Origin of the sequence: Lacrimispora xylanisolvens (genome assembly GCF_002934545.1) — a bacterium.
Taxonomy (GTDB): Bacteria; Bacillota; Clostridia; order Lachnospirales; family Lachnospiraceae; genus Lacrimispora; species Lacrimispora xylanisolvens.
In genome coordinates, this window is record NZ_PTJA01000022.1 from 42,466 (window position 1) to 53,573 (window position 11,108).

Annotated in this window: 10 protein-coding genes and 1 riboswitch; of the genes, 3 read left to right on the forward strand and 7 right to left on the reverse strand. The window is 41.5% G+C overall.

Features of this window, described 5'->3' with window-relative positions; genetic code table 11:
- Positions 1 to 73: 73 nt before the first annotated feature.
- Positions 74 to 436, reverse strand: coding sequence for an ArsR/SmtB family transcription factor (locus tag BXY41_RS26140; protein WP_104439814.1), 363 nt, complete (start codon positions 434 to 436; stop codon positions 74 to 76).
- A gap of 173 nt (positions 437 to 609) precedes the next feature.
- A riboswitch (NiCo riboswitch) is annotated at positions 610 to 707 on the forward strand.
- Positions 708 to 823: 116 nt separating this feature from the next.
- On the opposite strand from BXY41_RS26140, the gene BXY41_RS26150 reads away from it, so the two are divergent.
- Positions 824 to 3,373, forward strand: coding sequence for a cation-translocating P-type ATPase (locus BXY41_RS26150; protein ID WP_104439816.1), 2,550 nt, complete (start codon positions 824 to 826; stop codon positions 3,371 to 3,373).
- Positions 3,374 to 3,433: 60 nt separating this feature from the next.
- Here BXY41_RS26150 and BXY41_RS26155 read toward each other — a convergent pair whose 3' ends face one another.
- The 3 genes from BXY41_RS26155 to BXY41_RS26165 all read right to left on the reverse strand — a co-directional run bounded on the left by BXY41_RS26155 (position 3,434) and on the right by BXY41_RS26165 (position 5,628).
- Positions 3,434 to 3,922, reverse strand: coding sequence for a PTS sugar transporter subunit IIA (locus BXY41_RS26155; RefSeq protein WP_104439817.1), 489 nt, complete (start codon positions 3,920 to 3,922; stop codon positions 3,434 to 3,436).
- Positions 3,923 to 3,932: 10 nt separating this feature from the next.
- Complete coding sequence (locus BXY41_RS26160) at positions 3,933 to 4,769, reverse strand: PRD domain-containing protein (RefSeq protein ID WP_104439818.1); 837 nt, start codon at positions 4,767 to 4,769, stop codon at positions 3,933 to 3,935.
- A gap of 322 nt (positions 4,770 to 5,091) precedes the next feature.
- Complete coding sequence (locus BXY41_RS26165) at positions 5,092 to 5,628, reverse strand: hypothetical protein (protein WP_104439819.1); 537 nt, start codon at positions 5,626 to 5,628, stop codon at positions 5,092 to 5,094.
- 171 nt (positions 5,629 to 5,799) lie between these two features.
- Between BXY41_RS26165 and BXY41_RS26170 the strand changes: the two genes are divergently transcribed.
- A complete protein-coding gene (locus tag BXY41_RS26170; protein WP_104439820.1) occupies positions 5,800 to 6,513 on the forward strand; it encodes a response regulator transcription factor in 714 nt (237 codons plus the stop codon).
- Positions 6,494 to 7,885, forward strand: coding sequence for a sensor histidine kinase (locus BXY41_RS26175; protein WP_104439821.1), 1,392 nt, complete (start codon positions 6,494 to 6,496; stop codon positions 7,883 to 7,885). The genes BXY41_RS26170 and BXY41_RS26175 overlap by 20 nt, the downstream gene beginning before the upstream one ends.
- Positions 7,886 to 7,895: 10 nt before the next feature.
- On the opposite strand, the gene BXY41_RS26180 is transcribed toward BXY41_RS26175, so the two are convergent.
- The 3 genes from BXY41_RS26180 to BXY41_RS26190 form a co-directional block, all read right to left on the reverse strand.
- The gene (locus BXY41_RS26180; protein WP_104439822.1) at positions 7,896 to 8,792 is read right to left on the reverse strand and encodes a metallophosphoesterase; all 897 of its coding nucleotides are present in this window, start codon (positions 8,790 to 8,792) and stop codon (positions 7,896 to 7,898) included.
- A 79-nt stretch (positions 8,793 to 8,871) separates the two neighbouring features.
- The gene (locus BXY41_RS26185; RefSeq protein WP_104439823.1) at positions 8,872 to 10,116 is read right to left on the reverse strand and encodes an ABC transporter permease; all 1,245 of its coding nucleotides are present in this window, start codon (positions 10,114 to 10,116) and stop codon (positions 8,872 to 8,874) included.
- 3 nt (positions 10,117 to 10,119) lie between these two features.
- The gene (locus tag BXY41_RS26190; RefSeq protein WP_104439824.1) at positions 10,120 to 11,007 is read right to left on the reverse strand and encodes an ABC transporter ATP-binding protein; all 888 of its coding nucleotides are present in this window, start codon (positions 11,005 to 11,007) and stop codon (positions 10,120 to 10,122) included.
- Between the last annotated feature and the right edge of the window lie 101 nt (positions 11,008 to 11,108).

Sequence of the window (11,108 nt, forward strand, 5' to 3'; positions counted from 1 at the left end):
TGAGAAAAATATGATCATTGGATAAAATTTTAATACAGCGCCTCATGCAATAGCAAAGGCGCTGTATGGTATCCTATTTTTGGTGCTTCACATGAATTAAAGCATTCTCTATGATTTCAAATACGTGTTCATCGTCTAACGAATAATAGACAAATTTACCTTCTTTTCTGGATTTTACCTGGCCTGACCCCTTAAGAAGCCTTAATTGATAAGAGATTGCAGATTTCGTCATATCTAGAATTACAGCCAGATCATTTACACATAATTCACTTTTTGATAACGCATACATAATCTTTATTCTGGTATCATCGCTGATTATTTTAAAAAATGCAGAAAGGAGGGAAAAACAGCCGTCGTCTTCCATTTCTGATTTCACTCTTTCCGCCAATTCCTCGTTAATCGCCTGACAATCACATTTATTAATTGAATCTCCCATGCACACAGTATCCCTTCTATCCTTCAATTTATTAATTATACGTAATTCTTCCGTCACACGTCAAGACGGAGAATGGAATTTATTCAAATAAAGTAGTTGACATTTTCTATTCCTCTTCATATAATATATAAATCTCTTTGCACTGCATTATATTCCAATGGAATTCGAGATCAACAGTACAAACTGAGCAGGCGATGCCCGAATGGGCGTGGGGCTGGGCCGTCCAACGAACGGCAGCGGATTGCAATTTTTGCACATCTGCGGGACAGTAGTATGTTCCGCCGGTGTGTTTTTTTTATACGCATTTACGGAACAACGAACTCAAATGGAGTGCCATAGGAGAAATCATGACACCGCCGCATTGGCGAGAGATGGAGGATTTTTTTTATGACAGACACCCCAAATTACAATGGCCTATCCAGCGAGGAGGCCAGACTAAGACAGCATCAGTATGGTAAAAACGAACTGATACCGCAGAAGAAGGAACGCTTTTTCAAGAAAGTTTTTCACATTATCTGCGAACCCATGTTCCTTTTACTAATCATTGCAGCTGTCATTTATTTTATTCTGGGAGAACCCAGAGATGGTGCCATTATGCTTATTTTTGTTATTGGCATAATCAGCATTGATGTAATTCAGGAATGGAAAACAGATAAAACCTTAAACGCTCTGAAAGACCTTTCTGCACCCACAATTCCGGTAATTCGGGATGGGGTTGAAAAACTGATTGCCAGCGCAGATCTTGTGCCTGGTGATTTAATGATGATTCACGAAGGTGTGAAGATTCCGGCTGACGGTGAGGTGATTCGCTGTGCTGATTTATGTATAGATGAATCCACTCTGACCGGCGAGGCTGAAAGAGTCTATAAAATACCTGCAGGAAATGAATTGTCTGCAAAAGACTATTGGCGAAAGGACTACTGCTATGCCGGAACACTGGTTATGCAGGGCACCGGAGCCATTAAAGTGGATAAGATCGGAGCGCAGTCTGAATACGGCAAAATCGGTCTGGGAGTTGCCATTACACCTCAGGAAGATACCCCGCTGCAAAAGCAGACCGGAAAGCTGGTGAAGACCTGCGCCGTAATAGCAGGTGTTCTTTTCCTGATGGTAGGAATCTTTACCTGGTTTAATATCCCTGATCACAGATTCAGCGACCGGCTTATTGAAAGTATCCTTTCCGGAGTGACTCTTGCCATGGCTATGATCCCGGAGGAGTTTCCGGTCATCCTCACCGTCTTTCTTTCTATGGGAGCCTGGAGACTGGCTAAGAAGAATTCACTGGTGCGTAAATTGCCAAGTGTAGAGACACTTGGTGCCGTATCAGTCCTGTGTGTGGATAAAACCGGCACGATCACCATGAATCAGATGACGGTTCAAAAAGTGTGGACTGGAAACCAACAGGAACGAAAACTGATCGAAACAATGGGACTGGGCTGTGAAACAGATACCTATGATCCCATGGAAAAAGCCATGCTCGCCTACTGTGAAGAGCATGGTATATCAAAAGAAAGTCTGTTTCATAATGAATTTGTGACCGAATACGCCTTTACCAATGAGTTGAAAATGATGGGGCATGTCTGGCGCCGGAACGGTCAGCTGGTTATCGCTGCAAAAGGAAGCCCGGAACGGATCCTGACAATCTGTGAACTCACCGATAAGGAACGAGGAATTGCTGAAAAACAAATTAACGATTTATCCAGGGAAGGATTACGGGTGATTGGAATTGCAACTGCAAATCCTGACAATGACGAGGCGATTCCTGCCTCTATTACAGACTGCCGCCTGACATTTCTGGGACTGGTGGGTCTGGCAGACCCTCCCAGGGAAAGTGTGAAAAATGATATAGCCGTATGCAGGGAAGCCGGCATCCGTGTCGTCATGATAACCGGTGACAATGGTATTACTGCTTCCGCAATTGCAAGGAAAATCGGTATTCCCGGCAGCGACCGTATTATTACGGGAGAAATGCTGGAAGCCATGACTGATACCCAGCTGCAGGAGGCTGTTAAAAACGTTTCCATCTTCTCCCGGGTTATCCCGGAGCACAAGATGCGGATTGTAAAAGCATTTAAGGAAAATGGCGATATTGTGGCTATGACCGGCGATGGCGTCAATGACGCTCCCGCCCTTAAATATGCCGACATTGGGATTGCTATGGGGAAACGAGGCAGCGAGGTGTCCAGAGAGGCCGCCGACCTTATCTTAATGGATGATAACTTTACCACCATCGTGGAAACCATCAGGGACGGACGCCGCATCTATGATAACATTCGCAAAGCTGTGGGTTACGTGTTTACAATTCATATTCCCATCGCTTTCTCCTCCCTGCTGGGCCCATTCCTTGGCATTGCCCCTGCTGCTCTTTTACTCCTGCCTCTTCATGTGGTTCTTTTGGAAGTACTGATTGACCCCACCTGCTCCATTGTGCTGGAACGCCAGCCGGCCGAAACCAACATTATGAAACGCAATCCCCGCAATCCAAAAGAAAAGCTGCTGACTGGGAAACTGCTTTCAAAAAGCATTCTCCAGGGTCTGTTTGTATTTGCAGCTTCCTTTGGAGCATATTACTACACTGTGAGAAACAGTCCTGCCCATGCACCTGCCGCCCGTTCCATGGGGCTTTCCATTATCATGCTGGCAAATTTATTTCTTGTGCAGGTCAACAGCTCGGACTATGACAACATCTTTTGTTCCATCAGACAGCTTCTGAATGATAAGGTTATGTGGGCTGTCAACGCAGGTACCGTTATTCTCCTTGCAGTCATCCTCTATTCACCTCTCGCAGGACTTTTAAAGCTGGCTCCACTCTCTGCTTTGCAGATGTTAACTGCGTTGGGGCTGGCAGCTGCATCGGTCCTTTGGTATGAGCTGGTAAAGCTGACCAAGGTTGATGAAAAAGCGGCAAAGACGGAAGAAAGGTCCACCAGTTTATAATCATTAAAATAACCAGAAAGGAAACAGCCCGGTTCCATTCATAGGAACCGGGCTGATCATTTAAGAAAGACTAAGCAGCTCTTTTTGTTTTTCCTGATCGCCTTCTAAAAGAACTTCAACTGTTTTAAATTGATCCGAATTGGTTACAATCACTGCCGTTGTGGACACATAGCCGCTTTTACTTATTTCCTCTAAAGAAAATGTCATAATCTGCTGTCCGCATTTTATTGAATCTCCGACTTTTACCTGCTGGCTAAAGCCTTTCCCATTCATCTCCACGGTGTCCATTCCCACATGTATGATGAGTTCAACACCCTGGGTACTTTTTAAACCAATGGCATGCTTTGTGTCTGCAATTAAAATAACCTCTCCGTCAAATGGAGCGTATACAATACCTTCCTCAGGTATAATACCAACTCCTTTTCCAAGAATGCCTTCCGAAAATACACCGTCGTTAATTTCACTTAATGAAATTACTTTACCGGTAATCGGCATATAAACAATTTTTCTGCTGCTGAATCTCTGTCCTATTTTATCAAATAATCCCATCTTAATCTCCTTAATTGATTGTATTATTTTTTATAATCCGATTAATGTGTATCATCAGATATAGTATCTCATCCTGAGTTATCTCTGCATGCAGCCGTTCAACCACTCTGTCACTGATTTGTACGGCACAATCGTAAATCTCCGGCTTTTCAGCCTTCAGTGTTCCAAATAAAGCTCCATTATCATCTATAAACTGCTTTTTTTCTATAATTCGCTTCAAAAAATATCTGAAATGCATGACAAACCTGTTATAATTAAACCCTTCCCGGTCTATCTCTGTTTCAAATGTCTGTTCAATCATTCCAGTGACCTCATCAATCAGCTGGTCAGTATCAATCTCCCCGTTGGTTTCACCTATGTTTTCTTCTTCTGCATTTACGAAATGCATTGCGATATTGGTTATTTCGCTGTCGGGCAGCTTTACGCGCAGCTTCCGTTCAATCAGCCCAACTGCATATCTTGCCAAGGAAGTTTCTGCCGGATACAATTGTTCGATGTCATAGGAAAAAAGCATTTTCATTTCTTTGTATTTCTCTATACGCTTTAATGCAAAATGAATATGATCCGCAAGTCCTGGCAAAAGATTGGGATTCAAACTGCAATCCAGTGTCATTTGAGCTTTTTTAACAATGATTGCCGATACCTCAAAAACTTCCTCTGGTATTTCCTCTAATAATTTATAAAAGCTCTGATCCATTCGATAAAAGGTCATTGAAATGGAGCTAAGATCACTGATCTCATAAGGCATAGGGGGAAAACCGATTCCCTTGCCAAAAGCAATTAACTCTTTTTTATGATTATCCACACATAATGCAACATTATTGTTAATCTTTTTTATAACCTTCATAATATTTCCTCACTTGAAAGTACGTAAATAAACAAAAAACTCTCTGAAAGCATACCAAATAAAACAGGTAATGCCTCAAAGAGTAACAATCCTTATAATGGATTAAGTATAGAGAAAAAACAGCGTTATGTCAACGTGTAAAATCTAATTAAAATAGCAGTTCTTATTTGTGCATTATACACAAGATGGATTTTATATGGAAGATTAGAGAAATGATTAGAAAAACTGCACTATTTAATATATTTGAGAACCAGAGAAATTCGGTCTCAATTCTATAAATAGTGCAGTCGATGATTAAAATATATTTATATATTCCTATGTATTATTTTTTTGTAGCAGCTGCGGCTTTTGTAGTTGCTGTAGTTTTTGTAGTAGCTGCAGTTTTCGTAGTTGCTGCGGTTTTTGTAGTTGCTGCAGTTTTTTTGGCTGCTGTCTTTGCTGCTGTATTATTGACCTTTGCTGCTTTTTTCTGTTTTTTTACTGCTTTTGTCTTTTTTGCAGCTGCTTTTTTATGTGTTTTAGCCTTGCTGGTCTTCTTTGCAGCTGCTTTTTTATGTTTCTTTACTTTCGCTGCCTTTTTTGTAACGGCTTTCTTATCTGTTTTAGCAGCTGCTGCCTTTGCGGAATCCGCTTTTGCTGCTTCTGTTGTCTTAGCTGCCTCTGTTGTTTTTGCTGCAACTGCTGTTTTTGCTGCTTCCGTTGCCTTTGCTGCTGTATCAGCCTTACCTGTCTGTGTTGTTGCTGCTGCTTTCGTTGGATTTACTGCTGTTGTCGCTGCCTGAGCTGGAATGGCTACTGTTCCTGTGATAAGCATAGCGGTTGTTAAAAGAGAGGTAATCGATTTCATTGATTTCTTCATAATTGTTACTCCTTTCATAGAGGGGGATTTTTTCTTTTCTGTTTGAAATCATACTACCATTACCTGACGCATTTCAAAGGTGAAACTGTGGCAAAATTGTGGCAGCTCTATGAATTCGAAAAAGAAAATGATAAAATATACGAAACAGCCGAAAGGAAGGGTTATTAATAAATGGAAAAGAAACGAATTTACCTTGCAGATGACGAACAGCCCATCAGGGACTTAATACAGCTTTTTCTGGCTGCTGAGGGGTTTGAGGTACAGACATTTCCAGACGGAGACCAATTGTATGCCGCCTTTGATAAAAATCCTTCAGATATGGTAATCTTAGATGTTATGATGCCTGGTACGGACGGACTGGTGTTATGCCGGGAGATCAGGAAAAGAAGTAATGCACTGATTGTAATTGTTTCTGCCAGAGACAGCGAAGCAGACCGCATAGCAGGAATCACCTTGGGGTCTGATGATTACTTAACAAAGCCTTTTTCTCCCATGGAGCTTGTAACCAGAGTAAAAGCACTGTTTCGGAGAATGGAGCTGGACTTAGGCAGCTACAAGGGAGAAATCTATCTTTTTGGAAATATAAAGGCTGATGTAAATAAAAGAGAGTTTTCCGTTAACGATAAGACACTGGATATTACCCCCACGGAATTTGCCCTTATGGTCTATTTGCTGGAAAAAAAGGAACAGGCAGTATCCAGGGAAGAACTGCTAAAGCATGTCTGGAAATTTGATTTTGAAGCGGATACCAGAGCAACCGATGATGTGATTAAAAGACTGCGAAAAAAACTGGCAGCTGCGGAAGCAGACGTAAAAATACAGTCTGTCTGGGGTTTTGGTTTCCGCCTGGAATTAGGAGATACCCATGAAGAGTATAAAAAATAAAATCCAGAAGCCATTTTTAACCCTTCTTATACTGATTCCCCTGGCCACCCTTATATTATTTAATCTTTCCTTTCGCATCTACAGCAATGCGACTGCAAAAAATGAATTAAAAACTACTATCCGGGCAGTGGAAAAGGAAATAAAAAGTGAACTGGAAACAGACGGAGGCCAGCCCTCAGAGAAGAAAGCATTGAGTATGGCAAGGAATATCCTCATGGCCCTTAAATCCTCTCATTTTTCACAAGGTATGGATTTCTATCTTCTGGACCGGGATGCAAAACCTGTATTTCCATCACAGATAAAGCTTGCCCCCTCCCAGATTGCATATTTAGATGTGATAAAGGATGAGTATCTTAAGATGAACCAGGGCACCGTTTACACCATTCCTGTAAACGGTAAAAAGTACTTCACCATCGCCTATTCCCTGAATAATGACGATTTAAGCAATCTGACAGCCGTATTTGTCCTTCCGGCAGACCGAATGAATAAATATCTGGGAGCAGTCAATCTTATCCTTTTTGCCATCATGCTTCTTGGTATCCTTATCGCCATCTATTTTTCAGAGAAAATTGCGGCACATATTACAGTGCCCATCACCAGGCTTGGAGTTCTTTCCCTGCAGATCGGGCAGGGGGATTTTGATGTGAGCCATTTTAACATTCCCCAGGATACACTGGAGTTTAAGCAGCTTTATGATAACATCAGTATCATGGTGGGAAGGCTGGAGACCTATGATAAAAATCAGAAGACATTTCTGCAAAATGCTTCTCATGAACTACGAACTCCACTCATGTCCATTCAGGGGTATGCCGAAGGAATTGAAAGCGGCATCTTCCCTGATACAAAAGAAGCAGCTCAGATCATCAAACGTGAAAGCATACGCTTAAACGAACTTGTAAGTGAGCTGCTCACACTCTCCCGCTACGAAAGCGGAACGTACAAACCACAGTGGGAAGAGGTCAACCTGTGTCATTTATTAAAAGATTATACCCAGCGTCTTATGGGGCTGGCGGCTAAATCAGAGAAACAGTTAGAACTGCTTCTGCCTGAATATGACGTAATGATTCAGACTGACGACGTTATTCTCTCCCAGGCAGTAATTAACATCGTGTCCAACTGCATGCGCTATGCCAGGCAGAAAGTCACCATTTCCCTGGAAAAAAAAGGCGGAATCGTATCTTTGATCATATCAGATGACGGCGACGGAATTCCCCTAAACGACATTCCCTTTATCTTCGACCGTTTCTATAAAGGGAAAAATGGTAATTTCGGATTAGGGCTTGCCATTGCAAAATCTGCAGCTGAGCTGCTGAACGGCAGAATTAAAGCGTATAACCAGGAACAGGGAGCTGTTTTTGAAATATCCTTTTAAAAAGTCTGGTTTATTTCCTGCTATTGTATTTTTCAATGGGCTCCGGTCCTCTGACTACAGTTCGGAGGACTTTCAGCCCTCCCTCTTCATCGGCTGCGATCCTCCAGTCAACCATCAGGATCTCACCATTCATTATCTCAATGCCTGATATTCCTCTTGTCCGGGTACAGCAGCCAGTATTAAAATAGGGCAGATCATTTGCTTTTGGGAATTTAGGTCTGTGGGTATGACCGCAGATCAGCATAACCTTTTTTTTCTTGATCCATTCATCATAGATCCGTTCTATCTTATGCCTTTTAAATAAATTACGGGCAGGGCTTGTGGGATTATCAAAACCCACCAGATGGAGATATCTCCAAAAATAGCGCAAAAGCAGCATGGACACAACCCATAACTGATCATTCATAAAATCTCCCTGATGTCCATGAAGTACAAAGATCTTCTGCCCATTTTCTTTATATTGTAAAACCAAAGCCTCTTTTGGTTTGATTCCCTTAAATAAATCCACCGTCTTTTGATTGTAATAATCATAAAATTCATAGTAATTGGATTTTACAAAATGTTTGGACTTAAGATAAATATTATGATTCCCATATAACATAATGAACCGTCCGGAATCGTAAAACTTCTTCATTACAGTGAACACATCCGTATGGGCCAATCGGATGACACTGAAATTTTTATATTCCCATAATTCATCGCCGTCGCCCACTTCTATATAAACGTAGTTCTCTTTGTAATAATAATTTAGAGCATGTAAAAAAATGTTCTGGTTGCGGATAAATTCATCTGAAACACTGTCATCACCGCGGTGACTGTCACTAAAAAATATAAATTTAGAATTTTTATCAAAGGGTATGGTTTCAGCATGTTTAAATGCTTTTGTCAGTCTCTTATTTGCTTTCATATTAACTCCATTTTGACTTTTTTATTAGTATAAAACTTATTTAAGCTTTTATACGGTTCAAAGCCAGGAAACGAAATCTCTAATCAACCTGATGATTGCAATAAGTCTGCACTGTCAGAAAAAGAAATAACGGTGTTTCAATTACCGCTGCTGCCATGATTACATAAGGAGTCCAGATGCTGACTGTTCCAATATGCAGATATTTAAAATCTGTCAGCTGATAAAGTAAGCTGTTCTGCATGCCCATTCCTCCAGACGGTAAAAGAAACGTAAGCCAGTCAAATCCGGAAGAATAGGTAAAAACCGGGAGCAGGCACACGATAACAGCAATTAAAACAACAGAAACAGAGTCTTTAAATCTGGCCGACAAAAACAAGGTAAAGCTGATCGTTGCCAGCAGAGACCCAAGTCCTCCAATTGCCAGAACAATTTGAAGCTGTCCTAAATTAAGAGCAGGCAGACTGATGACAGAAAACAGCATCTGCATGGATGTTTTCATGCACTCCGTTCCAAATGCCAGGTCTGAGATTAACAGATGAAGGGAGATACAAATAATAAACGCAGATGAAAAAATAGTCAGTGCCGCCAATATTTTCACGATAGCCAGTTTCATACCCCCATTCCTGGTACAGCGTAAAATGCTGTCCGAGCCAGTCTGATACTCATTGGAGAAGGTAGGTGTAACGGCAGCTGTACACAGAATAATAAGAAGGAAGATATATAAAGCGATATAATCAAAAGCATCCCTGGAATATCCGGAATAAAGCTGAAACGGTATTTTCACTTTGGCAAATTTTCTCAGCGCCTGCTCCTGTACTTCTTTATGGTCCTTTTGCTCCATCTGCATAATATGTTTTAAATGTTCGACTGTCTGCTGGTAAAACCGCTCCGTATCAGCCGAAGAAATTTCCATCAAGCTGGCTGCCTGACCCGTTTTTGGATTTGAAAATGCTTCCGGCAATCTGCCCAGCAGCGATTCTGTCGGAAATACGTTTTCCATATAAAGGGACACCGGAAAGTCTCCGCTATAGAGACTGTTTTCTCCATATGGAGAAACCGCATTCTGATAAACCATTAAAGCACGATTGAGTTTTTCCGGAAGCACTTCTCCGTTGTAAGCAGAACGAAGAGATTTTTTATAGGCAATGGCACTCAGGCCATTTAATTCTCTTACTTTTTCCCCATTCTCTCCATATTGGTTAATATCCTCATACATAACTGGAAGCCAGGCCATTAAGACCGACATAGCCAGGGCAATAAACATTAAGAATATGACACGGCGAGATTGAACCACTCGTTTTATTTCAAGTAAAAACATTCTCATCAGTTATCTTCCTCCCTCATTTATGTTCTCCTCAGGAAACAGCCATAAATATAAATCTTCCAGACTGGGCGGTACTGTTACAGAATCACTTATCTTTTTCTCTTCTGATAAATAACGGATAGCAACCCTGTTGTTACCTTCACTGCGCCGGTTAATAATACGCAGCTGCATTTCATACAATGGCATCTTCTCAGCTGGTACCAGACAGGACCAGACTTCTCCGTCTGCCAGTTGTACCAATTGCTCCGTTTTTCCTGCAGCCAGAATTTTTCCCGATTTCATAATGGCATTTTGTGTGGCAATATACTCAATATCAGAAACAATATGGGTAGAAATCAGTACAATACGCTCTTGGGAAAATTCTGAAATAAGATTTCGGAAACGAACCCGTTCTCCGGGATCAAGACCAGCCGTTGGTTCGTCCATAATCAGAATTTCAGGATCGTTGAGCATTGCCTGTGCAATCCCTACCCGACGCTTCATCCCACCGGATAATTTGATGATTTTTTTATTCTTTACTTCCCTCAGGGTGAGGGTATGAAGCAGATGATCAATCCGGTCTCCGGTCTCTTCTCGGGGGATATCTTTTAGAGCGGCTACATATTCCAGGTAATCCTTTACTGTAAAATCATGAAAGAATCCAAATTCCTGTGGCAGATACCCCAGTCGGTCCCTGTATGCTTCTCCCATAGTATGAATATCTTTACCATTATAAAAAATTTCGCCTCTGGCAGGTTTAAGAATTCCTGCCAGCATCCGCATCAGCGTGGTTTTACCTGCTCCGTTAGCGCCTAGCAGCCCCCATATACCTGGTGTAAGAGTCAGGCTGACATCATCAACGGCAGTCTTATCCTTAAACTGCTTACTGAGTTTCTTAATTTTCAGTTCCATGTGACTTCTCCTCGTATAATAAGTTTGTAAGCAAGAAAAATTGCTTTCAGACTTATTCTTTTTTATAAGTATAGTGGTAAGGACATCTCTGGGGATTCTCC